This window comes from Streptomyces sp. NPDC041108, assembly GCF_055592645.1.
Genome location: NZ_JBVIYK010000003.1, coordinates 302,972 through 329,230, shown reverse-complemented (window position 1 = coordinate 329,230; position 26,259 = coordinate 302,972). Strand labels below are relative to the sequence as shown.

20 protein-coding genes are annotated in these 26,259 nt (G+C 68.8%); 14 read left to right on the top strand and 6 right to left on the bottom strand.

What is annotated here, in order from left to right:
* Positions 1–43 precede the first annotated feature (43 nt).
* From ACZ6BB_RS11020 to ACZ6BB_RS11010, 3 genes are all read right to left on the bottom strand, one after another.
* Positions 44–1,987, bottom strand: a complete 1,944-nt coding sequence (locus tag ACZ6BB_RS11020; protein WP_471614970.1) for a fumarate reductase/succinate dehydrogenase flavoprotein subunit — start codon at positions 1,985–1,987, stop codon at positions 44–46.
* Positions 1,988–2,007: 20 nt separating this feature from the next.
* Positions 2,008–2,844 (bottom strand): hypothetical protein, encoded by an 837-nt coding sequence (locus ACZ6BB_RS11015; RefSeq protein WP_471614969.1) that lies wholly within the window; start codon positions 2,842–2,844, stop codon positions 2,008–2,010.
* An 87-nt stretch (positions 2,845–2,931) separates the two neighbouring features.
* Entirely contained in the window at positions 2,932–3,222 is a 291-nt protein-coding gene (locus tag ACZ6BB_RS11010) for a hypothetical protein (protein WP_471614968.1), read from the bottom strand.
* Positions 3,223–3,761: 539 nt separating this feature from the next.
* Between ACZ6BB_RS11010 and ACZ6BB_RS11005 the strand changes: the two genes are divergently transcribed.
* From ACZ6BB_RS11005 to ACZ6BB_RS10970, 8 genes are all read left to right on the top strand, one after another.
* Positions 3,762–6,002 carry an ABC transporter family substrate-binding protein gene (locus tag ACZ6BB_RS11005; RefSeq protein WP_471614967.1) on the top strand — a complete coding sequence of 747 codons (2,241 nt, stop codon included), beginning with the start codon at positions 3,762–3,764 and terminating at the stop codon, positions 6,000–6,002.
* 354 nt (positions 6,003–6,356) lie between these two features.
* A complete protein-coding gene (gene typA, locus ACZ6BB_RS11000; RefSeq protein ID WP_471614966.1) occupies positions 6,357–8,264 on the top strand; it encodes a translational GTPase TypA in 1,908 nt (635 codons plus the stop codon).
* 465 nt (positions 8,265–8,729) lie between these two features.
* Entirely contained in the window at positions 8,730–9,770 is a 1,041-nt protein-coding gene (locus ACZ6BB_RS10995) for an ABC transporter permease (protein WP_471614965.1), read from the top strand.
* Between the two features lie 104 nt (positions 9,771–9,874).
* A complete protein-coding gene (locus ACZ6BB_RS10990) occupies positions 9,875–11,677 on the top strand; it encodes an ABC transporter substrate-binding protein (RefSeq protein ID WP_471614964.1) in 1,803 nt (600 codons plus the stop codon).
* Between the two features lie 126 nt (positions 11,678–11,803).
* A complete protein-coding gene (locus ACZ6BB_RS10985) occupies positions 11,804–12,781 on the top strand; it encodes an ABC transporter permease (RefSeq protein WP_471614963.1) in 978 nt (325 codons plus the stop codon).
* Positions 12,782–12,791: 10 nt separating this feature from the next.
* Positions 12,792–13,853 carry an ABC transporter ATP-binding protein gene (locus ACZ6BB_RS10980; protein WP_471614962.1) on the top strand — a complete coding sequence of 354 codons (1,062 nt, stop codon included), beginning with the start codon at positions 12,792–12,794 and terminating at the stop codon, positions 13,851–13,853.
* Positions 13,854–13,866: 13 nt separating this feature from the next.
* Complete coding sequence (locus ACZ6BB_RS10975) at positions 13,867–15,009, top strand: ABC transporter ATP-binding protein (RefSeq protein WP_471614961.1); 1,143 nt, start codon at positions 13,867–13,869, stop codon at positions 15,007–15,009.
* Between the two features lie 256 nt (positions 15,010–15,265).
* Positions 15,266–15,649: a VOC family protein gene (locus tag ACZ6BB_RS10970; protein ID WP_471614960.1), complete on the top strand. Its 384-nt coding sequence runs from the start codon at positions 15,266–15,268 to the stop codon at positions 15,647–15,649.
* A 188-nt stretch (positions 15,650–15,837) separates the two neighbouring features.
* Here ACZ6BB_RS10970 and ACZ6BB_RS10965 read toward each other — a convergent pair whose 3' ends face one another.
* The 3 genes from ACZ6BB_RS10965 to ACZ6BB_RS10955 all read right to left on the bottom strand — a co-directional run bounded on the left by ACZ6BB_RS10965 (position 15,838) and on the right by ACZ6BB_RS10955 (position 19,730).
* Positions 15,838–16,821, bottom strand: coding sequence for an ABC transporter permease (locus ACZ6BB_RS10965; protein ID WP_471614959.1), 984 nt, complete (start codon positions 16,819–16,821; stop codon positions 15,838–15,840).
* Between the two features lie 23 nt (positions 16,822–16,844).
* On the bottom strand, positions 16,845–18,635 hold the full coding sequence (locus ACZ6BB_RS10960) for an ABC transporter substrate-binding protein (RefSeq protein ID WP_471614958.1): 1,791 nt from the start codon (positions 18,633–18,635) through the stop codon (positions 16,845–16,847).
* 78 nt (positions 18,636–18,713) lie between these two features.
* Positions 18,714–19,730 carry an ABC transporter permease gene (locus ACZ6BB_RS10955; RefSeq protein ID WP_471614957.1) on the bottom strand — a complete coding sequence of 339 codons (1,017 nt, stop codon included), beginning with the start codon at positions 19,728–19,730 and terminating at the stop codon, positions 18,714–18,716.
* 521 nt (positions 19,731–20,251) lie between these two features.
* On the opposite strand from ACZ6BB_RS10955, the gene ACZ6BB_RS10950 reads away from it, so the two are divergent.
* The 6 genes from ACZ6BB_RS10950 to ACZ6BB_RS10925 are packed head-to-tail and all read left to right on the top strand — an operon-like array spanning position 20,252 to position 26,139.
* Entirely contained in the window at positions 20,252–21,898 is a 1,647-nt protein-coding gene (locus tag ACZ6BB_RS10950) for a peptide ABC transporter substrate-binding protein (protein ID WP_471614956.1), read from the top strand.
* A 6-nt stretch (positions 21,899–21,904) separates the two neighbouring features.
* Positions 21,905–22,828, top strand: coding sequence for an ABC transporter permease (locus ACZ6BB_RS10945; RefSeq protein ID WP_471614955.1), 924 nt, complete (start codon positions 21,905–21,907; stop codon positions 22,826–22,828).
* Positions 22,821–23,837 carry an ABC transporter permease gene (locus tag ACZ6BB_RS10940; RefSeq protein ID WP_060883414.1) on the top strand — a complete coding sequence of 339 codons (1,017 nt, stop codon included), beginning with the start codon at positions 22,821–22,823 and terminating at the stop codon, positions 23,835–23,837. Before ACZ6BB_RS10945 ends, ACZ6BB_RS10940 begins: the two co-directional genes overlap by 8 nt.
* A 36-nt stretch (positions 23,838–23,873) precedes the next feature.
* Positions 23,874–24,014 (top strand): hypothetical protein, encoded by a 141-nt coding sequence (locus ACZ6BB_RS10935; RefSeq protein WP_471614954.1) that lies wholly within the window; start codon positions 23,874–23,876, stop codon positions 24,012–24,014.
* Between the two features lie 9 nt (positions 24,015–24,023).
* Positions 24,024–25,019: an ABC transporter ATP-binding protein gene (locus ACZ6BB_RS10930; RefSeq protein WP_013000908.1), complete on the top strand. Its 996-nt coding sequence runs from the start codon at positions 24,024–24,026 to the stop codon at positions 25,017–25,019.
* On the top strand, positions 25,000–26,139 hold the full coding sequence (locus ACZ6BB_RS10925; RefSeq protein WP_471614953.1) for an ABC transporter ATP-binding protein: 1,140 nt from the start codon (positions 25,000–25,002) through the stop codon (positions 26,137–26,139). The genes ACZ6BB_RS10930 and ACZ6BB_RS10925 overlap by 20 nt, the downstream gene beginning before the upstream one ends.
* Positions 26,140–26,259 lie beyond the last annotated feature (120 nt).

Below are 26,259 nucleotides of genomic sequence, written 5' to 3'. Positions count from 1 at the left end.
GACCGCGCCTCCTCGTGGCTGTCGTAGCCGCTGTCGTAGCTCCTCACTCGTACAGCTCCTCTTCGGCGAGGTACTTGACCAGCTCCTCCTTGTCGAAGAGGGCGAGCAGGTCGGGACGGACGGCTTCGGTGGTCTCCCGGGTGAGGGCGATCTGGCCGACGGCGGGATCCCAGGTCTCCGGACCGCCGGTCGGATCCGACAGCCGGCACAGCAGATTGATCCGGCGCCAGGCGCGGTCCATCGCCGGACGGTCCTCGCGGGTGTGGCCGCCGCGTGACTCGGTACGCTCCAGCGCGGCCCGCGCGACACACTCGCTGACCAGCAGCATGTTCCGCAGGTCGAGGGCGAGGTGCCAGCCGGGGTTGAACTGCCGGTGCCCCTCCACACCCGCCCGGCGCGCCCGCACCCGCAGGTCGGCCAGCTTCTCCAGCGCCTGCTCCATCTCGCCCTCCCGGCGGATGATGCCGACCAGGTCGTTCATGGTCTGCTGCAGTTCCTGGTGGAGCGTGTACGGGTTCTCCGGCGGCCGGCCCGCCTCCAGGCCCGGCTCCGGACCCTCGGCGGAGAACGGTCGCAGTGCCTCGGCGGCGGCCGTGTCGACCTCGGTGTCGTGCACCGGGGGCCGGGCGCCGCTCAGTCCCGCCGTGTACGCGGCCGCGTGCTGTCCCGCCCGGCGGCCGAACACCAGCAGGTCGGAGAGGGAGTTGCCGCCCAGCCGGTTGGAGCCGTGCATCCCGCCGGCCACCTCACCGGCCGCGAACAGGCCCGGCACCCCGCGGGCCGCCGCCGTGTCCGACTCGACCGCGATCCCGCCCATCACGTAGTGGCAGGTGGGGCCGACCTCCATCGCCTCCGCCGTGATGTCGACGTCCGCCAGCTCCTTGAACTGGTGGTACATCGACGGCAGCCGGCGTCGGATGGTCTCCGCCGGCATCCGCGTGGACACGTCCAGGAAGACCCCGCCGTGCGGCGAGCCCCGGCCCGCCTTCACCTCGGCGTTGATGGCCCGCGCCACCTCGTCGCGCGGCAGCAGTTCGGGCGGGCGCCGGTTGTGGTCCGGGTCCTCGTACCAGCGGTCGCCCTCCTCCTCGGACTCCGCGTACTTCTCCTTGAACACGTCCGGGATGTAGTCGAACATGAACCGCTTGCCCTCGGAGTTGCGCAGGACGCCGCCGTCCCCGCGCACCGACTCCGTGACGAGGATGCCCTTCACCGAAGGCGGCCAGACCATGCCCGTCGGATGGAACTGCACGAACTCCATGTTCAGCAGCGGCGCCCCCGCGAGCAGCGCCAGCGCGTGGCCGTCGCCCGTGTACTCCCACGAGTTCGACGTCACCTTGAACGACTTGCCGATGCCTCCGGTGGCGATGACGACCGCCGGCGCTTCGAGGACGAAGAAACGCCCGGATTCGCGCTCGTAACCGAAGACCCCGCAGACCCGGCCCTCGTCCTTCAGCACCCGGGTGACCGTGCACTCCTGGAAGACCTTCAGCCGGGACTCGTAGTCGCCGGTCTCCTTGTGGTCCTCCTGCTGGAGCGCGACGATCTTCTGCTGGAGCGTGCGGATCAGCTCCAGTCCCGTACGGTCGCCGACGTGGGCGAGGCGCGGGTACTCGTGGCCGCCGAAGTTGCGCTGGGAGATCCGGCCGTCCTTCGTACGGTCGAAGAGGGCGCCCCAGGTCTCCAGTTCCCACACCCGGTCGGGGGCCTCGCGCGCGTGCAGCTCGGCCATCCGCCACTGGTTGAGGAACTTGCCGCCGCGCATGGTGTCGCGGAAGTGGACCTGCCAGTTGTCACCGGAGTTGACGTTGCCCATGGCGGCCGCGATGCCGCCCTCCGCCATCACGGTGTGCGCCTTGCCGAACAGGGACTTGCAGATCACGGCCGTACGGGCGCCCCGCTCGCGGGCCTCGATCGCGGCGCGCAGCCCGGCCCCGCCGGCGCCGATCACGACGACGTCCCACTCCTGTCGTTCGACCACGGACATTCAGAAGCACCTTTTGTCTGTTAGAAGAGGGCCGGATCGTCGAAGACGCCGGACGCGACCAGGTACACGTAGAAGTCGGCGAGCGCCACACTCACCAAGGAGGCCCAGGCCAGCTGCATGTGGCGGGCGTTGAGCTTCCCGACCCACCTCCACATCCGGTAGCGCACGGGATGCTTGGAGAAGTGCCTGAGCTTGCCGCCGACGATGTGCCGGCACGAGTGGCAGGAGAGCGTGTACGCCCAGATCAGCACGATGTTGGCGAGGAACACGAGGGTGCCGAGGCCCATGTGGCCCCACTCGTAGTGCTCGTCGCGGAAGGCCAGGACCGTGTCGTAGGTGAGGATTCCGGCGACCAGCAGGGCCGCGTAGAAGAAGTACCGGTGGAGGTTCTGCAGGATCAGCGGGAACCGGGTCTCGCCCGAGTACTTCTGGTGCGGCTCGGCCACGGCGCAGGCGGGCGGGGACGCCCAGAAGCCCCGGTAGTAGGCCTTGCGGTAGTAGTAGCAGGTCAGGCGGAAGCCGAGCGGGAAGATCAGGATGATGATCGCCGGTGAGATGCCCCACCAGCCGCCGAGGATCTCCCAGTTGGGGCCGGAGCGCATGGGCGCGCAGCGTTCCGCCAGACAGGGCGAGTAGAACGGTGAGACGTACGGGGCCGCGTAGTAGTGCGCGTCGGCGAAGGCCCGCCACGTCGAGTACACGATGAAGGCCAGCAGCCCGGCGGCCGTGGCGGCGGGGGCCAGCCACCAGCGGTCGGTGCGCAGGTGCGGGGCGGAGATCGCGGCGCGCGTACCGGTCCGTACGCCGCCGCGTCGGGGATGGGGTTCTGTTGCCGGTGGTTCCGTACCAGTGGCCAACGGGGGACTCCCGGTCGGGTTCTTGGCGTGTCGGTGGGTGAGGGCCGGGGTGGTCGGGTCGTGGGTGGTCGGTCGCGGTTGCGGCGGTCAGGGGGCGCGGCGGTCGCGGGAGCCGAGGCCCTCGTCGTCCGAGTCCGTCCACAGCGAGCTGTCGTACGGGGTGTCGGGGATGGGGACCAGGTCGGGGCGGCGCGGCTTCGTCAGGGCGGGAGCGGCCTCGCCGAGCAGCGCGACGCTCTCGCGCAGGTGGTCGGCGTCGGTGCGGACGCGGCGTATCTCCAGGCCGCTGCCGCCGAGTTGTTGCTCCAGGCGGCGTACGGACCTGGTCAGTTCGTCCAGGCAGCGCCGGACTGCCGTCAAGTCGTCTTGCACGGACATGACTTGCCCTCGCTTTCAGGGGGTGGTGACCCCAAGGCGGCAATGTTCATGCGCCTGCGAGTGTCGCGCGTCACACGGGCCGGTGGGAAGCCGTGTGCGGTGTTCTTTTGCTCCGGGGGAGCGCGGGGGGTGCGGGTGCGTCGGCGGGTGCGGCCCGGTGGGGCTTCGCGCGCCGTTCCCCGCGCCCCTGAGAAGCAGGGGCTGCGCCCCACGCTTCCCGGCCCCGGGGTGCCGTCGCATCCTGGGCCCCGCGGTGCCCGTCGCATCTGGGCCCCGCGGGCCGCGGGGAACTGCCCGGGAGGCCCCACCGGGGGCGCACCCGCCGAACAAGTGAACCCCCCGCCTCCGGCGCGCTCGAAACGAGTTCATGGCGTCCGAACGGGTGGGTTACGGCACGCCCCTCGTCGTGTCGCCGCCCCCGTGGGAACCCCGTCCTCTTCAGTGGGCCGCATCCGTCTGATCAGCTCCATATACCGCCGAACGTGATCAGAGCCGCCCCCGTCCCCGTTCTCCCACCGCGGAGCGAGGAGGTCGCAGTGATGCCGATTCCCCACGACCGCGTTCGACCGCGCGCCCTGCGCCGCACCCTGGCGTTCCTGGCCGCAGGCGTGCTCACGGTGCCCGTGCTGAGCGGCTGCAGCGAGGAGGACCCGGCGGGCAGACCCGTCGCCGGACAGGACATCGCGCCCGCCGCACGCGACCTCGTCGCCGACGGCGGCACCCTGCGCTGGGCCGTGGACGCCGTACCGGAGACCCTGAACACCTTCCAGGCGGACGCCGACCCGACCACGGCACGCGTCGCCGGCGCCGTCCTGCCGTCGATGTACCGCCTCGACGCCAGCGGCCGCCCCCGGCTCAACACCGACTACCTGGAGTCCGCGAAGGTCGTCGAACGCGAACCCCGGCAGGTCGTCCTCTACAAGCTCCACCAGGAGGCGGTGTGGAGCGACGGCCGGGAGATCGGCGCCGCCGACTTCGCCGCGCAGTGGCGGGCCCTGTCCGGCAAGGACGCCGCCTACTGGACCGCCAGGAACGCCGGCTACGAACGGATCGAGAAGATCGAACGCGGGGACAACGACCTGGAGGTCCGCGTCACCTTCGCCCGCCCGTACGCGGACTGGAAGTCGCTGTTCTCGCCGCTGTACCCGAAGCAGGTGATGGGCACCCCCGACTCCTTCAACGACGGCGCCCGCAAGAAGCTCAAGGTCACCGCCGGGCCGTTCGCGCTGAAGGAGGTCGACCGCAAGGGCGGCGAGGTCACGCTCGTCCGCAACCCCCGCTGGTGGGGGCGGACCGCCAAGCTCTCCGAGCTGGTCCTGCGCGCCGTACCACGTGCCGACCGGGCCGAGGCGCTGGCCGAGGACAAGGTCGACATCGCCGAGATCGACTCCGCGCAGGCCGAGCGGATCATGCTCGCCTCCCGTGACCGGAAGAAGAAGGCACAGGGTGCCGGTCCGCCGCTCTCGCAGAGCGCCCCCCTCGGCCGGGAGGGCGCCCACGGCCCCGGGCCCGGCCTGACCCCCGCGAAGTCGCTGCGGTCCTGGGCCGTCGCGCACGGCTCGGACGAGAAGGCGGCGGACGACGAGATCAGCGCACGCAAGAAGCGGCGCGCGGCGCTCGCCGAGTACACCGCTCAGCAGTCCGCCCTGCGCGGCTTCGCCGTCCGCCGGTCCCTGGAACCCGCCTTCACCCAGCTCGCGCTGAACGGCTCCGACGGCCCCCTCGCCGACGAGCGCGTCCGCCGCGCCGTGGCCCGCGCGATCGACCGCGAGAAGCTCGCCGCCCTCGTCCTGGAACCGCTCGGCCTGCCCGCCGAGCCCGTCGGCAGCCACCTCGCCCTCGCCGGCCAGGCCGCCTACGCCGACAACAGCGGCGCCCTCGGCGGTCAGGACGCCGACGAGGCACGGGCCCTCCTCGCCGACGCCGGCTGGGAACAGGGCGGCCCCCTCGAACCCCCCCAGCCTCTTCAGGAGAGCAGGAAGGCGGCCGGCGCGGAGAGGGAGAAGACCGGCAAGAAGGACGCCGCAGGCTCCGACAAGCCCGGTTCCGACCGGGACGACAGCACGTACGTCGTCGGCGGGGACGACAAGCCGTACGACGCCGACGGGAACCAGAACCTCGCCCAGGACGGCAGGCAGCTCAAGCCGGGTGGCGCGCCGGGCGCCTACGCCCCGCAGGGGACGCGGGCGCCCGCCGCGGCCGCGCGCGGGCCGCTCGCCAAGAACGGCAAGCTGCTGACGCTGCGGTTCGTGCTGCCGTCGGGACCGGGGACGGAGTCGCTGCGGGCCGTCGGCGAGAAGATCGCGGTGATGCTGGAGCGCGTCGGGATCCGGACGGAGATCACGAAGGTCGCCGACGAGAGCTACTTCAAGGACCACATCGCCAACGGACAGTACGACCTCGCGCTGTACTCCTGGCCGACGTCCGCGTACCCCGCCACCGACGCCCGGCCGATCTACGCCAAGCCGGTGCCGGCGGCCGACGGCTCGCTGAACGTCGAGCAGAACTACACCCGCGTCGGCACGGACCGGGTCGACCAGCTGTTCGACCAGGCCGTGTCCACACTCGACGAGTCCAGGAGCCGCTCGCTGATCCGCAAGGCGGACGCCCGTATCTGGGCCGCCGCCGGGTCCATCCCCCTCTACCAGCGCCCCCAGCTCGTCGCCGCCCGCACCACCCTCGCGAACGCGGGAGCCTTCGGCTTCCAGACCCCGGTCTACGAGGACATGGGCTTCCTGAAGAAGGGCGCGAAGGGCCCGGCGCGGCCCACCGCCTCGTAGGAGATCATTCCCCACGGACCTCGGCCGCCGCCCCCATACCCACGCGGGCGGCGGCCGAGGCGCGAGCAAGGGGACGAGGAGGGGCGGGCGGAGCGGCCGGGCGGGCCGCGGCGGGCGAACCGTGCCCGGCGGGTTCGCGGGCGGCGGAGGGTGGCCCGAGCCATGGCGCAACGGTCCTGAGCTGGGGCTGAGCCGGTCTGAGCTGGGCCAGAGCGGCCCGGGGAGCCTCGGTGCCCGCGGCCCCGTACCATGGGGTGAGGCCGTGGCGTGTCCAGCCCGGCAGGGTCCGCGCGACAGATGTCAGCACAGATGTCGGCGCAGGCCGTCCTCACACTCCGGGAGAAGCGCCTCACTATGGCCACGCGCCACGACATCCGCAACGTTGCCATCGTCGCCCACGTCGACCACGGCAAGACCACTCTGGTCGACGCCATGCTCAAGCAGGCCGGTGCCTTCGCCGCGCACGCCGCCGAGTCGCTCGACGACCGCATGATGGACTCGAACGACCTGGAGCGTGAGAAGGGCATCACGATCCTCGCCAAGAACACGGCGGTGAAGTACCACCCGAAGGATGGCGGCGACGTCATCACCATCAACATCATCGACACCCCCGGCCACGCCGACTTCGGCGGCGAGGTCGAGCGCGGTCTGTCGATGGTCGACGCGGTGGTCCTGCTCGTCGACGCCTCCGAGGGGCCGCTGCCGCAGACCCGCTTCGTGCTCCGCAAGGCGCTCCAGCAGCGCCTGCCGGTCATCCTGTGCATCAACAAGACGGACCGCGCCGACTCGCGCATCGACGAGGTGGTCAACGAGACCTACGACCTCTTCCTCGACCTCGACGCCGACGAGGACCAGATCGAGTTCCCCATCGTCTACGCGTGTGCGCGTGACGGTGTCGCCTCGCTGACCAAGCCGGAGGACGGCACCGTCCCGGCCGACAGCAACAGCCTGGAGCCGTTCTTCTCCACGATCCTGTCGCACGTCCCGGCCCCGTCGTACGACGAGGAGGCCCCGCTCCAGGCGCACGTCACCAACCTGGACGCCGACAACTTCCTCGGCCGTATCGCGCTGCTCCGCGTCGAGCAGGGCGAGCTGCGCAAGGGCCAGACCGTCACGTGGATCAAGCGTGACGGCACGATGTCCAACGTCCGCATCACCGAGCTGATGATGACCGAGGCGCTCACCCGCAAGCCCGCCGAGGTGGCGGGCCCCGGTGACATCTGTGCCGTCGCCGGTATCCCGGACATCATGATCGGCGAGACCCTCGCCGACACCGAGAACCCGATCGCGCTGCCGCTGATCACGGTCGACGAGCCGGCGATCTCCATGACCATCGGTACGAACACCTCGCCGCTGGTCGGCCGCGGCGGCACGGGCAAGGGCGCGGACAACAAGGCCGCGGTCAAGGACCGCAAGGTCACCGCCCGCCAGGTCAAGGACCGCCTCGACCGCGAGCTGGTCGGTAACGTCAGCCTCCGTGTCCTCGACACCGAGCGTCCCGACGCCTGGGAGGTCCAGGGCCGTGGCGAACTGGCGCTGGCCATCCTGGTCGAGCAGATGCGCCGTGAGGGCTTCGAGCTGACCATCGGCAAGCCGCAGGTGGTCACCAAGATCGTCGACGGCAAGGTCTACGAGCCCGTCGAGCGCATGACGATCGACGTGCCCGAGGAGCACATGGGCGCCGTCACGCAGCTCATGGGCGTCCGCAAGGGCCGGATGGACAACATGTCGAACCACGGCTCCGGCTGGGTCCGCATGGAGTTCGTCGTCCCGTCCCGCGGTCTCATCGGCTTCCGTACGGAGTTCCTGACCGGCACGCGCGGCACGGGCATCGCCCACTCCATCCACGAGGGCCACGAGCCGTGGTTCGGCACGCTGACGACCCGCAACAACGGCTCGCTCGTCGCCGACCGCTCCGGCGCCGTCACCGCGTTCGCGATGACGAACCTCCAGGAGCGCGGTGTGCTCTTCACCGACCCCGGCACCGAGGTCTACGAGGGCATGATCGTCGGTGAGAACTCGCGCTCCGACGACATGGACGTGAACATCACCAAGGAGAAGAAGCTCACGAACATGCGGTCCTCCTCGGCCGACTCGTTCGAGGCCATCGTCCCGCCGCGCAAGCTCTCCCTGGAGCAGTCCCTGGAGTTCTGCCGCGACGACGAGTGCGTGGAGGTGACCCCGGAGGCCGTGCGCATCCGCAAGGTCAACCTGGACGCCCGCGAGCGCGCCCGCGCCGCGAGCCGCGCCAAGCACGGCTGACGTTCCGCCAGTTGCCGTCTGTGAAGCCCCGGTTCTCCATCCACCGGAGAACCGGGCTTCCGGCCTGCCCGCACGGCGGGGAGGTGTCGTGGGGATACTGGGGCTTCCGGGACGCGTGTGAAGGGCCTGTGGGGGAGGCCGGCGGTTTCGTCGCCGGATGTCCGATCAGCTGTCTGAGAGCTGTGAACCGCTGTTCGGATATCGGTGTCGCAGCGATCAAGTTTCGGACATGTAAACAAAAATCGTACCCTGAATGTCCGTTTCGCCGGTTTCTGTTGTGAGCTGTCAAGCGCGACCAGGTGTCAATCTTTGCAATTTTTGCTCAAAATATGGACGGTAGGGAGATCCCTATGCCTTCCGCCCTTGACGCGCGTTGACCCGTTTGGCGAAAGTTCCCCCAAACCACAGAACCTGCCGGTATCTGTGCTGCGCTCAACTCTCCAACCCCCCGGGGGAAGAACAGACATGACCAGTCCAACCAAGGCCGAGGGCTCCGGGTCCGCGGTCGCCTTGGACCCCGAGCTCGAGACGACCGCCGAGGCCGTCAAGGGTGAGAAGAAGCTTGAGGGTCGTTCCCCCGGCCAGTTGATGTGGCAACGGTTCAAGCGGGACCGTACGGGAGTCGTCTCCGCGTGCGTAGTGATTTTCTTCTTCGCGATCGCCGCGCTCGCGCCGGTCATCGCGAGCCTGTACGGCAAGAACCCCTACACGCTGTACGCGCAGGAGCCGGACTACCCCTTCCTGCTCGACGACTTCGCGATGCCCACCGGTTCCTTCGGTGGCATGTCGGGCGACTTCTGGTTCGGTGTCGAGCCGAAGCTCGGCCGTGACGTGTTCACGATGCTGCTCTACGGCATGCGGACCTCGCTGTACATGGCGGTCCTCATCACCCTGATCAGCGTCGTCACCGGCGTGCTGATCGGCATGGTCGGCGGCTACTTCGGCGGCCGTGTCGACTACTGGGTGGGCCGGGTCACCGACTTCTTCCTCGGTTTCCCGCAGCAGCTGTTCTTCATCGCCTTCATGCCCGTGGTCACCGCGCTGTTCGTCGACCCGAAGGACGAGACGCCGACGTATCTGCGTGCTCTGGCCATCATCCTGGTGATGTGGTTCCTCGGCTGGATGGGCCTGGCCCGCCTGGTCCGCAGCTCCGTGCTCTCGCTCCGCGAGCGTGAGTTCGTGGAGGCGGCGAAGGTCTCCGGGGCCTCGCCCTGGCGCATCGTGCGCAAGGAGATCCTGCCGAACATCGTCACCCCGATCCTGGTGCAGGGCACGTACATGCTGCCCAGCACGATCCTCTCCATCGCCTTCCTCTCCTTCGTCGGTGTCGGCTTCGTCGAGCCCACCCCCGACTGGGGCCGCATGTTCGCCATCGGCTCCGACATCTACGACCAGGACCCGATGTTCATGGTCTTCCCGGGTGTGGCGATGGTGGTCTTCGTTCTCTGCTTCAACCTTCTCGGCGACTCCGTCCGGGACGCATTCGACCCCAAGACCGGACGCTAATCGTCCATTGGTGGGTGGGGGGACTGCCACCCCCGATCCGGGTTCTTCCCGGACCGTCAGGCAGTACTCGTGGACAACAATCGACAGGTAGGTGCATAGGCATCATGAAGCCCATCAGAACCCGCACCACGCGCGCCGTGGCCGTGGCCATCGTGGCCGGCTCGCTGGCGCTCACCGGGTGCTCGGACAACGGCAAGACGGACACGAAGGACACCTCGAAGTCCCAGGACGACGCCGCCGAGCAGTCGAAGCCTGTCGTCTACGGTGACGCCGCCGCGTCCACCGGTCCCGCCGAAGAGGTCAAGGGCGCCAAGCCCGGCGGTGTCATCAACGTCTACGCCCAGTCGGACATGACCCACATGGACCCGGGTCAGATCTACGTCTCCGACGCCGGTCAGCTCGCCAACCTGCTCCACCGCGGTCTGACGAACTACCAGGAGGACGACAAGGGCAACCTGACGGTCGTCGGTGACATCGCCACCGACTCCGGCAAGTCCTCCGACGGCGGCAAGACCTGGACGTACACGCTCAAGGACGGCATCAAGGACGAGGACGGCAACGCCATCACCTCGGCCGACGTCCGCCACACCATCGAGCGCCAGTACTCCAAGGTCATCTTCGACGGCCCGACGTACATCCAGAGCTGGCTGTCGGGCTCCGACTACCGCAAGGCGCTGCCGGACGGCCCGTACAAGGGCAAGCACCTGCCGGACTCCGTCCTGGAGACCCCGGACGCCAAGACGGTCGTCTTCCACTTCGACCAGCCGCGCCCGGACCTCCCGCAGGCCCTCGCCATGGCCGGTTACGCCATCGTGCCCGAGAAGCAGGACACGAAGGAGAAGTACGACAAGGCCCCCGCGGCCCTCGGCCCGTACAAGGTCTCCGAGTACAAGGCCGGCAAGTCGCTGACCCTGGTCAAGAACGACCAGTGGGACCCGAAGACGGACTCGGTGCGCCACCAGTACGTCGACGGCTACAACTTCACCACCACCATCGACCAGCCCAGCCAGACCAAGCGTCTGATCGCCGACCAGGGCGAGGCCAAGAACGCCATCCAGTTCACGGACTCGGTGGACCCGGCCCAGCTGTCGACGGTCATCGGCAACGCCGGCGCCAAGAAGCGCACGATCCAGGGCTACCAGCCCTACGTGTGGCAGATGACCTTCAACCTCGACAGCGCCAACATGAAGGACAAGAAGGTCCGCGACGCGATCACCTACGCGATCCCGAACCAGGCGATGGTCCAGGCCGACGGTGGCCGCTACGGCGGTGAGATCGCCGGTGGTCTGATGGCGCCGACCCTGCCGGGCTACGACAAGTCCTACGACCCGTTCGGCAAGCTGAAGAAGCCCAACGGTGACCTGGAGAAGGCCAAGGAGCTGCTGAAGGAGGCGGGTGTCAAGGACGGCACCAAGCTGACCTACGCCTACTCCAACACCCCGCGTGGTCAGGCTCAGATGCTGCTGATCAAGGACACGCTGGGCAAGATCGGCTTCGACGTCCAGGCCAAGGAGATCGACCGGGCCAGCTTCTACGAGCAGATCGGCAAGCTGAAGAACCCGTTCGACCTCTACATGACCGGCTGGGGCCAGGACTGGTCCTCCCCGTCCACGGTCATCACCCCGGTCTACGACGGCACCCTCGTCGCCGACGGTGGGTCGAACTACTCGCACATCAAGGACGCCAAGGTCGACGCGCTCATCAAGAAGGCGCTGACCGAGGAGCCCGAGGCCGCGGCGAAGACGTGGGAAGAGGCTCACCACCGCATCGTGGAGGAGATCAACCCGGCCGCCCCGGTCTACTACTCGAAGCAGATCCAGCTCTTCGGATCGAACATCGGTGGTGCCCGGTACAGCACGGAGTCGAGCTACATCGACATCAACGACCTGTTCCTGAAGCAGCCGTAATCCGTCAGTCCGGCCAGTCCGGTCAAACCGGCTGATCCGCGGGGGTGTGCGCCAGGCGGAGCGCACCCCCGCGGTCGGTTCCACCCCCTCCGACCGCCGCGTTTTCGAAGAGAGCATCCACCCGCCATGCTTCAGTTCCTCATCCGCAGGCTGATCGGCGCCGTCGTCATCATGTTCCTGATCGGCGCCTTCACGTTCTTCCTGTTCTATACGATCCCCCAAGACTTCGCGCAGCTGTCCTGCGGCAAGAACTGCTCCCCCGAGAACATCGCGGTCATCAGAGAGAACCTCGGTCTCGACAAGCCCATCACCACGCAGTTCTGGGACTTCATGTCCGGCATCGTCGTCGGCCGGGACTTCGCGGTGGGTCACTGCCCCGCGCCGTGCCTGGGCATGTCCTTCCAGAGCGGCGAGTTCGTCTGGGACTCCATCGTCGACCGTTTCCCGCTCACGCTGTCGCTGACCATCGGCGGCCTGGTGATCTTCCTGGTGCTGGGCCTCGGCTCCGGCCTGCTCGCCGCCTGGAAGCGCGGCACCGTCGTCGACAAGATCGTCAGTGGCGCCTCGATGGTGCTCAGCTCGTTCCAGATCTACTTCCTCGGCCCGATCGTCCTCGGCATCCTCGTCTTCAGCACCGGCTGGATGGAGAGCCCGAAGTACGTCCCGTTCACCGAGGACCCGGTCGGCTGGGCCCTTGGCATGCTGATCCCCTGGGCCGTCATGGCCACGATCTTCACCGCCCAGTACACGCGTATGGCCCGCTCGACCATGATCGAGCAGCTGTCGGAGGAGCACGTCCGCACGGCCCGCGCGAAGGGCATGAAGCAGGGTTACGTATTCTTCCGTTATGCCTGGCGTGGTTCACTCATCCCGATCGTCACCATCATCGGCATGGACCTGAGCGCACTGCTGTCGGGCGCGGTGGTCACTGAGTTCACGTTCGACCTGGCCGGCATCGGGCGTCTCGCGGTCGAGTCCTCGACCGACAAGGACATCCCGCTGACCATGGGCGTGATGCTGTTCGGGGCCTTCTTCATCCTGATCCTGAACATCATCGTGGACATCGCCTACGCCTACATCGACCCGCGCGTGCGCCTCAGCTAGGAGAAATACCGTGACCACTCTGACCAAGACCGAAGGTGAGAAGGCCCCGACCGGGCCGGAGGCCTTCCTCTCGGTCCGCGACCTGCGGGTGCGGTTCTCCACCGAGGACGGCATAGTCAAGGCCGTCGACGGGCTCTCCTTCGACGTCGAGCGCGGCAAGACGCTGGGCATCGTGGGTGAGTCGGGCTCCGGCAAGTCCGTGACCAACCTGACCGTCCTCGGTCTGCACAACCCCAAGACCACCACCGTCGAGGGCGAGATCATCCTCGACGGCAAGGAACTCGTCACCGCCAAGGAGAAGGAGCTGGAGCAGCTCCGCGGCAACAAGGTGGCGATGATCTTCCAGGACCCGCTGACGGCGCTCTCGCCGTACTACACGGTGGGCCGGCAGATCGCCGAGCCGTTCATGAAGCACACCGGCGCCTCCAAGAAGGAGGCCCGGCAGCGGACGATCGAGATGCTGGCCAAGGTCGGCATCCCGCACCCGCAGACGCGCGTGGACGACTACCCGCACCAGTTCTCCGGCGGTATGCGCCAGCGCGCCATGATCGCCATGGCCCTGGTCTGCGACCCCGACCTGCTGATCGCGGACGAGCCGACCACCGCCCTCGACGTGACCGTCCAGGCGCAGATCCTCGACCTGCTCAAGGACCTCCAGCAGGAGTTCGGCTCCGCGATCATCTTCATCACGCACGACCTCGGCGTCATCTCCGACATGGCCGACGACCTGCTGGTGATGTACTCGGGCCGGGCCGTGGAGCGCGGCAGCGTCCGCGAGGTGCTGCGCAACCCCACGCACCCCTACACCTGGGGTCTGCTCAGCTCGATGCCCCGTCTCGGCGGCGACACCGGCCAGGCGCTCATGCCGATCCCCGGCTCACCGCCCAGCCTGCTCAACCCGCCCACCGGCTGCCCGTTCCACCCGCGTTGCGCGTTCACCGGCGAGGTCGGCGGCAACCGGTGCAGCACCGAGCGGCCTGCGCTCGGACAGGGGCGCGACTCCGCCTGCCATCTGACGGCGGAGCAGAAGCAGACCATCTTCATCGACAAGATCCAGCCTCGGCTGCGCTAGGGAGAACCGAGACATGAGCGACAACCTCACCCTCCCCGCGCAGCAGGGCTCCAAGGACACCCCGGCCGAGACCCTCCTCCGGGTCGAGGGCCTGGCGAAGCACTTCCCCATCTACGGCGGCTTCCCGATCAAGCGCAAGGTCGGGGCCGTCCAGGCGGTGGACGGTATCGACCTGACCGTCGGCGTCGGCGAGAGCGTCGGCCTCGTCGGGGAGTCGGGCTGCGGCAAGTCCACCACCGGCCGACTGATCACCAAGCTGATGGAGCCCACCGGCGGGAAGATCACCTACAAGGACCAGGACATCACGCACGCCTCGCGCAAGCAGCTGGCGCCGGTGCGGTCCGAGATCCAGATGATCTTCCAGGACCCCTACTCCTCGCTGAACCCGCGGCAGACCGTCGGCACGATCATCAAGTCGCCGATGGAGGTCAACGGGATCAACCCCGAGGGCGGCCGGGAGAACAAGGTCCGCGAGCTGCTGGAGCTGGTCGGTCTCAACCCCGAGCACTACAACCGCTTCCCGCACGAGTTCTCCGGCGGTCAGCGTCAGCGCATCGGGGTGGCCCGCGCGCTCGCCCTGAACCCGAAGCTGATCGTGGCGGACGAGCCGGTCTCGGCGCTGGACGTGTCGATCCAGGCGCAGGTCGTCAACCTGCTCCAGAAGGTCCAGGACGAGCTGGGCATCGCGTTCCTGTTCATCGCCCACGACCTCGCCATCGTCCGGCACTTCTCGAAGCGCGTCGCGGTGATGTACCTCGGCAAGATCGTCGAGGTCGCCGACCGTGACTCGCTCTACAACCGGCCCCGCCACCCGTACACCCACGCCCTCCTCTCGGCGGTGCCCGAGGTCGCGATCGACGACGAGGTCGAGGCCAAGGAGCGGATCCGGCTCGCCGGTGACGTGCCCTCGCCGATCTCGCCGCCGTCCGGCTGCCGCTTCCGCACCCGCTGCTGGAAGGCGCAGGACAAGTGCGCCTCGGAGGAGCCGCCGTTGATCCAGCTCTCCGGCAACCTGGACGGCCATCTGACGGCCTGCCACTTCCCGGAGGACCCGACGACCGAGGCCCGCGCCGAGGACGTCGTCCTGGACCCGGCGCTCAAGGCGCTGGAGGACAGTGCTTCGGACGAGTCCGGGGCGAAGATCGCCAAGGACTGACCGAACGAGCCGTCACGGGCCCGTCGTACAACGGTGACGATCCCTCCGCCGAGGGATGTCACCTCGTGCGACGGGCCCTTTCGCGTGGGTGCCCACGGCGGGTGGGGCGGGTGAGCGGGGGGCGGCGGCGGGGCCGGTCGCGTGAGGGCGGGCCCTGGGCGAAATCGATGGCGGGTCAGGGCCGGTGGGGGGACCCTGGGGTGCTGATCTCGGCCTGCCGAGCCGCTCGTACACCGACCCGTGACGGAGACCCCTGTTGAGCCCCACGCACCCCGCCATCCACAGCGTCACCTTCGACTGCACCGGCGACCCCTACGACGTCGCCCTCTTCTGGAGCGAGCTGCTCGGCCGCCCCTTGGCCGACGACGACAAGCCCGGTGATCCGGAGGCGCTGATCGCGGACCCGGCCGGTGGGCCGCGGTTGCTGTTCGTCCGGGTGCCCGAGGGCAAGTCGGCGAAGAACCGGATCCACTTCGACCTCAAGCCCCACGGCCGTACCCGCGCCGAGGAGGTCGAGCGTGCGCTCGCGCTGGGCGCCCGTGTGATCGCCGACCACACCCGTCCCGACGGCGGCGGCTGGGTGCTCATGGCCGACCCCGAGGGAAATGAATTCTGCGTGGAGCGGGGGGAGTTGGGCTGAAGCTCAGGTGTGGCTCACGTAGTGACCGATTCATCGGTCGTGCTGGGGGTGTGAATTCCTGGCGGATCGACGGATCAACGGGGGATTCATCGGGAAGAGCGCGCCGCGAGGGGCCCGGGTCCGTCTCTGTACGGGCCCGGGCCCTTTTCCCGTGTTCGTCTTTCCGCGGCGGGGCTGTTTCCCGGGGCCTACGCCAGCCGTACCCGCGGATCGATCAGCGCGTACACCGCGTCCACCACGATGTTCGCGACCACGATCGCGGCCGCGGCGACCAGGACCACTCCCAGGAGCAGGGGGAGGTCGTTGTCGCGGACCGCCTTGATGGACAGGGCGCCGATGCCGTGGAGGCCGAAGGTCTCCTCGGTGATGATGGCGCCGCCGAGGAGGTAGCCGATGTCGAGGCCGAGGATGGTGACGATGGGGCCCATGGCGCCGCGCCAGGCGTAGCGGAAGAAGACCGTGGACCGGGACATGCCCTTGGCGCGGGCCGTGCGGACGTAGTCCTCGGCGAGGGTCTCCACGAGCTGGGAGCGGGTCATCCGCGTGTAGTTCGCGGTGAAGATGATCGCGAGGACCAGCCAGGGGAGGAGAAGCCCCTTGAACCAGGCCGGCGGGTCCTGGGTGAAGCCGACCGCGTCCGAGGGACGGGGCAGCAGACCCCACTGGTCGGAGAGGTAGTACATCGCCACCACCCCGACGATGTAGATCTGGAGCGAGGAGCCCACCAGGGACGCCGAGGACGCGATCTTGTCCAGGGCGCGGCCCTGCGCCACCGCCGCGATCATGCCCGTGCCCACGCCGAGGACGACGAACACGACCGTGCTGCCGAGCGCGAGCGACAGTGTGGTGGGGAAGCGGTCGGTGATCAGGCCGAGGACCGGTTCGTGGTTGGTGAAGGAGTAGCCGAGGCAGGGTGCCGGGCAGTGGCCGAGCCCGGCGTAGTCCCGCCCGGTGAACACCCCCGCCAGCCAGTGCCAGTACTGGACGGGCAGCGGATCGGCGATACCGAGGTTGTGCCGGACCAGGGCGAGCGTCTGCGGGGTGCAGAGCTTGCCGCAGGCGGCGCGGGCGGGGTCGCGCGGGGCGACGTAGAAGAGGAGGAAGGTGATGGCGCTGATGATCAGGAGGATCAGCAGCGCGCTCAGTGTCCTGCGTGCGACGAAGCGGAGCATGGCGGTTCGGGTCCCGGTCCGGTTCAGGCCCTGGCGTACAGCTTGTGGAGGAGGAACGCCGAGAACAGCGGGTCGAACTGGGCGCCGCCCACCTTGGAGCCGTACAGGTAGTAGCGCCGCTGGTAGGTCTCCGGGATGATCGGCGCCTCCTGCGCCATGATCGACTTGTCCAGCGCCGCCCAGGCCGCGTTCTCCTTCGTGGTGTCGGTGATGGTCGCGTCCTTCTTGATGGCCGCGTTGACCCGGCCCACGTTCAGCTGGGAGACGTTGGGGGCGTTGTTCGCGATGGTGGTGCCGTCGAAGAGCGGCTGGATGAGGGTGTAGGCGGCGGGCCAGTCCGGTGACCAGCCGTACCACATCACATCGAACGGGTTGTCGATCTGGCCGACCTGGTCGTAGTAGCTCGTCGACTCCACGGGCTTGACCACCGGGTCGAAGCCCGCCTCCTTCAGGGCGTTGGCGATGACGACCTTGGTCTTCTCGTAGGCGTCGTTGCCGCCCTGCGGATAGGTGTAGACGATCTTCTGGCCGAGCTTGCCGGCCTCCTTCAGCAGCGACTTCGCCTTCGCCGTGTCACCGCGGGGGTTCTTCAGCTTCCCGTAGACGTCGAACTTCACCCGCCCGGCGATGTCCGGGCTGAGGATGGTGGTCGCGTAGTCGCCGGCCGAGGGGCCGCCGTAGATGGAGCGGATCTGCTCCAGCGGCCAGGCGTAGTTGAGGGCCTGGCGGACCCGGACGTCCTTGATGCGGCGGCAGTTGATGGCGTAGTAGTACAGGCCGGTCAGCAGGCCGTCGATGGTGCGGGACTCCAGGGCGGAGTCGCTGATCACCTTCTGGATGCGCTCGGCCGGCACCCCGCTGTAGGCCATGACCGCGTACCGGTCGGTCCCCGAGTCGGCGATCAGCCGGTCGGTGGCCGGCAGGGCCTCGGGGCCGAACTCGAAGACGACGGAGTCCGGGTAGGCGTTGCGGATCGGGTCCGTCGCCGGGTCCCAGTGGGTGTTGCGCACCAGGGTCATGGACTTGTCCACGGAGTGCTGCCTGATGCGGTACGGGCCGCAGGAGACGGGGTCCTTGTCGTACTTCTCCTTGCTGTCGTGCGCGACCGGCACGGCACCGTAGGAGTGCATCGCCAGCGCCCAGTCGAGGTCGGGGCGGGCCGTCTTCAGATGGAAGGTGATGGTCTTCTTCGCGGTGTCCGTGACCACGGAGGAGAGGTGCTTTCCGCCGTACGGGCCCTTGTAGACCGACCGGAAGTCGTTCGAGCCGGTCAGCCAGGTCTGGACGTAGGTCGCGCCCTCGGTGGTGAAGCTCGCGAAGCCGCGCTCGATGCCGTGGCGGACGTCGTCGACGGTCAGCTCGCTGCCGTCCTCCCACTTCAGGCCGTCCTTGAGGGTGAACGTCCAGGTCCTGCCGCCGTCCGTCATGGTGCCCGTGTCGGTGGCGAGGTCACCGACGAGCTTCATCGAGCCATTGGAGGCGATCTTGTAGCCGGTGAGGCAGCGGACGTAGAGGTTCGCGACCGTGGAGTTCCAGGCGAAGTAGATCCGCTGCGGGTCCAGGTGGGAGAAGTCGTCCGGGCCGATCGGGCGGATCGTGCCGCCCTTGCGCGCGCCCGGGACCTCGGGCGCGGGGCCGGTGGAGTCCGCCGCGGTGCCCACGGTGACCTTGGCGTACGTGGCGGCGGAGCCGGAGACCGCGCCGCCGCCCGCCGTACCGCCCCCGCCTCCGCTGCTGCACGCGCTGAGGACGAGGGCGCCGCCGGCGGTCGCGACCGAGCTTGCGATGACGAAGTTCCTGCGGGAGATCGACATGGGTGTCCTGCCTGAATCAGGGAGAGGGAGTTTCTTGAGAAGGGGGGAGGGGGTGGGACGGGGCCTCCGAGGAGGGGCTCAGCGTCTGGTCTTCGGGTCGAGCGCGTCGCGGACCGAGTCGCCGAGGAGGTTGAAGGCGATCACGAAGATCACCATCGAGAGGCCGGGGAAGAGCATGTACGTGATGTCGCTCTGGTAGACCTGCGCGCCGCGCTGGATCATCACGCCCCAGTCGGGGGTGGGGTCGCTGAGGCCGACGCCGAGGAAGGCGAGCGCCGCCTCCGTGGTGACGTACATGGGCAGTGCGAGGGTCGCCTGGATGAGGACCGGGGTCCACAGGTTGGGGAGCAGTTCCCGGAAGACGATCCGGGCCGCCGAGGCCCCGGTGACCTTGGCCGCCTCCACGAACTCCCGCTCGCGCAGGGCCAGTACCTCGCCGCGCAGCAGCCGGGCGATCGGGGCCCAGCCGAACGCGGTCATCACCGAGATCAGGCTCACGACCGTCAGCCAGGTCGGGGTGTTCTCGTCGGGTGAGACCAGGATCGAGATCAGCACCGGCCACATGGCGATGAAGAAGAGGGTGGAGGGGAAGGCCAGCAGGATGTCCACGATCCGGCCCACGAGGCCGTCGACGCGGCCGCCGAGATAGCCGGCCGTCACTCCGACCACGATGCCGAGCCCGGTGACCAGCAGGGTCGTCACCGTGGCGATCAGCAGCGAGTTGCGGATGCCGTAGAGGAGGAGGGTGAAGACGTCCCGGCCCAGCTGCGGCTCGATGCCGAACCAGAAGTCGCCGCTGACCCCGCCGTTCGGGGCGACCGGGAAACCGAACTGGTTCAGCAGGCCGGGCTGGTTCTGGCCGTACGTCGTGTACGGGTTCCTGCCGTAGAGCCTGGCGATCAGCGGGGCGGCGATCGAGGCGGCGAAGAACAGCAGCACGATGTACGCCGAGACGGTGCCGGCGCGGTCCCGGCGGAAGCGGCGCCAGGCGATGCGGCCGGGTGAGCTGGTTCCGTGGCCTCCGGCGGTGCGGGGCGGGGTGGTGGGCGGCGCCTCGAAGGGCGTGGCCGTCGTGGATGCGGGCGTGGTCCCCATGACGTGACCCTTCAACTCGCCCACGCCCCGGTCAATGCGTCGCCGGGAGCCTTGACCGGGGGGAGGGGAACTGCCGAACCCGCTCTTACCGGGTGGAGGCCGCTCTTACCGGTCCCTCGGGATTTTCTGGCTTTCTCGGGCGGGCTCGGGGGTGCGCTTCGTCGGGGTGGGAGGGGGCGGGGTGGGCTGTGGGTGCGTCGGCGGGTGCGGGTCCGGTGGGGGCTGATCGCGCAGTTCCCCGCGCCCCTGAGAAGCCGGGGCCGCGCCCCTGGCTTTTCGGTGCGGGGCGGCGGGGGCGTCGTTGCCCGCCTGCGGGCCGGTGACCGTGTTACCGCCAGGACCCTGGGGGCCTGACCTTCGAGGCCGCGGGGAAGCGTGCGGCCGGCCCCCACCGGGCCCGCACCCACCCCACCCCATCCCACCCCGCCCCTCACCCCCCCCGTCCGGCCCCCTCAGACATGCGCCTTCCCCCGCACCGGCCGATATTGGCCGGTAACGGATCACTCACGAGGAGGCACCCCATGCGCGGAGCCACGCACGCTCGATGGATCGCCGGCGCGGCGGCGGTGGCTCTCGCCGCGTCCGCCTGCGGCGGCGGTGACGACAGCGGCGGCGGCAGCAGCGGCAGCGGAGACTCCGGCGCCGTGCTCAGCTCCTCGTGGGGCGACCCGCAGAACCCGCTGGAGCCGGCCAACACCAACGAGGTGCAGGGCGGCAAGGTGCTCGACATGATCTTCCGCGGGCTGAAGCGGTACGACCCAAAGACCGGTGAGGCGAAGGACATGCTCGCCGAGAAGATCGAGACGGCCGACTCGCAGAACTTCACCATCACGGTCAAGGACGGCTGGACCTTCAGCAACGGCGAGAAGGTCACCGCCAAGTCCTTCGTGGACGCCTGGAACTACGGGGCGAGCCTGAAGAACAACCAGAAGAACGCGTACTTCTTCGAGTACATCCAGGGCTACGACAAGACGCACCCCGACGACGGCAGCAAGCAGACCGCCGACACACTTTCCGGGCTGAAGGTCACCGACGAGAACACCTTCACCGTCAAGCTCACCCAGAAGTTCTCGACCTTCCCCGACACCCTCGGGTACAACGCCTACGCCCCGCTGCCGCAGTCGTTCTTCACCGACCACGACGCCTGGCTCGCCAAGCCCGTCGGCAACGGCCCGTACGCCGTCGACTCGTACACCAAGGGCTCCCAGCTGTCGGTGCGGAAGTGGGACGACTACCCCGGCGAGGACAAGGCCCAGAACGGCGGCGTGGACCTGAAGGTCTACACCGACAACAACACCGCCTACACCGACCTGATGGCGGGCAACCTCGACCTCGTCGACGACGTCCCCGCCGCCCAGCTGAAGAACGTCCAGGCCGACCTCGGAGACCGGTACATCAACACCCCGGCCGGCATCATCCAGACCCTGTCCTTCCCGTTCTACGACGCGGACTGGAACAAGGAGGGCTCGGAGAAGGTCCGCCAGGGCCTGTCCCGGGCGATCGACCGCGACCAGATCACCGACACCATCTTCCAGAAGACCCGCACCCCCGCCACCGACTGGACCTCCCCGGTCCTCGGCGAGGAGGGCGGCTACAAGAAGGGCCTGTGCGGGGACGCCTGCGAGTACGACGCGGACGCGGCCAAGAAGCTGATCAAGGAGGGCGGCGGTCTCCCCGGCGGCCAGGTCAAGATCACGTACAACGCGGACACCGGCTCCCACAAGCAGTGGGTCGACGCCGTCTGCAACTCCATCAACAACGCCCTCGACAACGACAAGGCGTGCGTCGGCAACCCGGTCGGCACCTTCGCCGACTACCGCAACCAGATCACCCAGCGGAAGATGAGCGGCCCGTTCCGGGCCGGCTGGCAGATGGACTACCCGCTCATCCAGAACTTCCTGCAGCCGCTCTACTACACCAACGCCTCCTCCAACGACGGCAAGTGGTCCAACGCCGACTTCGACAAGCTCGTCGACCAGGCGAACGCCGAGTCGGACACGGCGAAGGCCGTGGAGACGTTCCAGAAGGCCGAGGAGGTCGTCCGGGACAACATGGCCGCCATCCCGCTCTGGTACCAGAACGGCAGCGCGGGCTACTCGGCGCGGCTGTCGAACGTCTCCCTGAACCCGTTCAGCGTGCCGGTGTACGACCAGATCAAGGTCGGCTGATCCTCCGTGGGACGGTACGTCGTCCGGCGCCTGCTCCAGATGATCCCCGTCTTCGTGGGCGCCACCCTCCTGATCTTCCTCATGGTGAACGTGATGGGCGACCCCATCGCGGGCCTCTGCGGCGACCGGGAGTGCGATCCGGCGACGGCCGCCCAGCTGCGCCGGGAGTTCGGCCTCGACAAGCCCGTCTGGCAGCAGTACCTGACCTACATGGGGAACGTCTTCACCGGCGACTTCGGCACCGCGTTCAACGGGCAGGAGGTCACCGAGCTGATGGCCTCCGCCTTCCCCATCACCATCCGCCTGACGATCGTCGCGATCCTCTTCGAGATCGTCATCGGCATCACCCTCGGTGTCGTCACCGGCCTGCGGCGCGGGCGACCCGTCGACACCGGGGCGCTCGTGGTCACCCTGGTCGTCATCTCCGTCCCCACCTTCGTCACCGGCCTGCTGATCCAACTGCTGCTCGGCGTGGAGTGGGGCTGGATCAGTCCGTCGGTCTCCTCCGAAGCCCCCTTCGACGAACTGATCGTCCCCGGCCTCGTCCTCGCCTCCGTCTCCCTCGCCTACGTCACCCGCCTGACCCGGACGTCCATCGCGGAGAACGCCCGCGCCGACTACGTCCGCACCGCCGTCGCCAAGGGACTGCCGCGGCACCGGGTGATCCGCAAACACCTGCTGCGGAACTCACTGATCCCCGTGGTCACCTTCATCGGCACGGACATCGGGGCCCTCATGGGCGGCGCGATCGTCACCGAGCGGATCTTCAACATCCACGGCGTCGGCTACCAGCTCTACCAGGGCATCCTCCGCCAGAACACCCAGACCGTCGTCGGCTTCGTGACCGTCCTCGTCCTGGTGTTCCTGCTCGCCAACCTGCTCGTCGACCTCCTCTACGCCGTACTCGACCCGAGGATCCGCTATGCCTGAGCCGCTGCCCGAGGAGCCGCACGTGTCGGGCGGCCAGCGCGCCCCCGAGGGCGGGGCGATCGCCGCGACCGGGCAGGACGGCACGATGGACCTGGCCACCACCGAGGGAGAGACCCTGGAGAAACGACTGGGCGACGGTCCGGCCGGCGGCGGTCCGGACGACAAGGCCCGCAGCCTCTGGTCCGACGCCTGGCGCGACCTGCGCCGCAACCCCGTCTTCATCATCTCGGCGCTGGTGATCCTCTTCCTGGTCGTCATCTCCCTGTGGCCGTCGCTGATCGCCTCCGGCAACCCGCTCAAGTGCGACCTCTCCAAGGCGCAGGAGGGGGCGCAGCCCGGCCACCCCTTCGGGTACGACGGCCAGGGCTGTGACGTGTACACCCGTACCGTCTACGGGGCGCGGATCTCCATCTCCGTCGGCGTCTGCGCCACGCTCGGTGTCGCGCTGCTCGGGTCGGTGCTCGGCGGGCTCGCCGGGTTCTTCGGCGGATACTCGGACTCGTTCCTGTCCCGGATCACCGACGTCTTCTTCGCGATCCCGGTGGTGCTCGGCGGCCTGGTGCTGCTCTCCGTGGTCACCAGCAACTCCATCTGGCCGGTGATCGGCTTCATGGTGCTGCTGGGCTGGCCGCAGATCTCCCGCATCGCCCGCGGCTCGGTCATCACCGCCAAACAGAACGACTACGTCCAGGCCGCCCGCGCCCTGGGCGCCTCCAACTCCCGCATGCTGCTGCGGCACATCACCCCGAACGCGGTCGCCCCGGTCATCGTCGTGGCCACCATCGCGCTGGGCACCTACATCGCCCTGGAGGCGACGCTCTCCTACCTGGGCGTCGGCCTGAAGCCGCCGAGCGTCTCCTGGGGCATCGACATCTCCGCGGCCTCCCCGTACATCCGCAACGCCCCCCACGCGCTGCTGTGGCCCTCGGGAGCGCTGGCGATCACCGTCCTGGCGTTCATCATGCTCGGCGACGCGGTCCGCGACGCCCTCGACCCGAAGCTGAGGTGAGCGGTGGTCATGTCGCCGGGGGCGCGTGGTCCGCGGGTGGGGAGGCCGAGCCAGGACGGCGGTGGGCGTGGGCGGGTCCTCGCGCCGGCCAGGACCATCGCGCCGGGGGCCACGGTGACGGTGTTCATCATGCTCGGCGACGCCCCGCGCGCCGTCCTCGATCCGAAGGTGAGGTGAACCGTCGTCATGCTGCTCGAAGTGCGTGATCTGCACGTGGAGTTCCGGACGCGGGACGGGGTCGCCAAGGCGGTCAACGGGGTCGACTACGGGGTGGACGAGGGGCAGACGCTGGCCGTGCTCGGGGAGTCCGGGTCGGGGAAGTCGGTCACCGCGCAGGCGATCATGGGCATCCTCGACATGCCGCCTGGCAGGATCACCGGCGGCGAGATCCTCTTCAAGGGCCAGGACCTGCTGAAGCTCAAGGAGGACGAGCGTCGCAAGATCCGGGGCGCCGAGATGGCGATGATCTTCCAGGACGCCCTGTCCTCCCTCAACCCCGTCCTCTCCGTCGGCGACCAGCTCGGCGAGATGTTCGTCGTCCACCGGGGCATGTCGAAGAAGGACGCCCGCGCCAGGGCCGTGGAGCTGATGGACCGGGTCCGCATCCCGGCCGCCAAGGAACGCGTACGGGACTACCCGCACCAGTTCTCGGGCGGTATGCGCCAACGCATCATGATCGCCATGGCGCTGGCCCTCGAACCCGCGCTGATCATCGCCGACGAACCCACCACCGCGCTGGACGTCACCGTCCAGGCCCAGGTCATGGACCTCCTCGCCGAACTGCAGCGCGAACTGCGGATGGGACTCGTCCTCATCACCCACGACCTCGGCGTCGTCGCCGACGTCGCCGACCGCATCGCCGTGATGTACGCGGGCCGCATCGTGGAGTCGGCCCCGGTCCACGACATCTACAAGGCCCCGGCCCACCCGTACACCCGGGGCCTGCTCGACTCCATCCCGCGCCTGGACCAGAAGGGCCAGGAGCTGTACGCGATCAAGGGCCTGCCGCCCAACCTGATGAACATCCCGCCCGGCTGCGCCTTCAACCCCCGCTGCCCGATGGCCCGCGACGTGTGCCGCACCGACGTACCCCCGCTGTACGACGTGGAGCCGGCGGACGGGATCCGGACGAGCGCCTGCCACTTCTGGAGGGAGTGCCTCGATGACCACCACCACGGCTGAGGCCGAACCGATCCTGGAGGTCAGCGGCCTGGTCAAGCACTACCCGCTCACCCAGGGCATCCTCTTCAAGAAGCAGACCGGCGCCGTGAAGGCGGTCGACGGCGTCGACTTCGCCCTCGGCCGGGGCGAGACCCTCGGCATCGTCGGCGAGTCCGGCTGCGGCAAGTCCACCGTCGCCAAGATGCTGGTCCACCTGGAACGGCCGACCGCCGGCTCGATCCGCTACAAGGGCGAGGACGTCACCAAGCTCTCCGGCAAGGCCCTCAAGACCGTCCGCCGCAACATCCAGATGGTGTTCCAGGACCCGTACACCTCCCTCAACCCCCGGATGACCGTGGGCGACATCATCGGGGAGCCGTACGACATCCACCCCGAGGTCGCGCCCAAGGGCGACCGCCGGCGCCGGGTGCAGGAACTCCTCGACGTGGTCGGCCTCAACCCCGAGTACATCAACCGCTACCCGCACCAGTTCTCCGGCGGCCAGCGCCAGCGCATCGGCATCGCCCGCGGGCTGGCGCTGCGCCCCGAGGTCATCGTCGCCGACGAACCCGTCTCCGCCCTCGACGTCTCCGTCCAGGCCCAGGTCATCAACCTGCTGGACCGGCTCCAGGGCGAGTTCGGACTGAGTTACGTGTTCATCGCGCACGACCTGTCGATCGTGCGGCACATCTCCGACCGGGTCGGCGTGATGTACCTCGGGCGGATCGTCGAGATCGGCCGCGACGCCGAGATCTACGACCACCCGACGCATCCCTACACCCAGGCGCTGCTGTCCGCCGTGCCCGTCCCGGACCCCGAGGCCCGTGAGCACCGGGAGCGGATCATCCTCTTCGGCGACGTGCCCTCGCCGACGAACATCCCGTCCGGGTGCCGTTTCCGCACACGCTGCTGGAAGGCCCGCGAGCGGTGCGCGCTGGAGGTGCCGCTGCTCGCGGTCCCGGCCGAGTTCCGGTTCACCAGCGGCCCGGCGGCCCACGACTCGGCCTGCCATTTCGCGGAGGAGAAGCAGGTGGTGCCGCCGGAGGAATCGGCGAAGGAACAGCCGAAGGAGCCGGCGGAGAAGCCGACGGAGAATCCGGTGGAGAAACCTACGGACGATCATGGGAATGGGGCGGAATAAGCCTGCAAATCGCCACGAACCGCGTTAACACGCAGGCAACTTGACTGACCCCGTTCCGATATACGGACGCGGGAATCTACTACGCGTACGGCCGTGCGGGTGCCGTAAACGGGCCGGGGC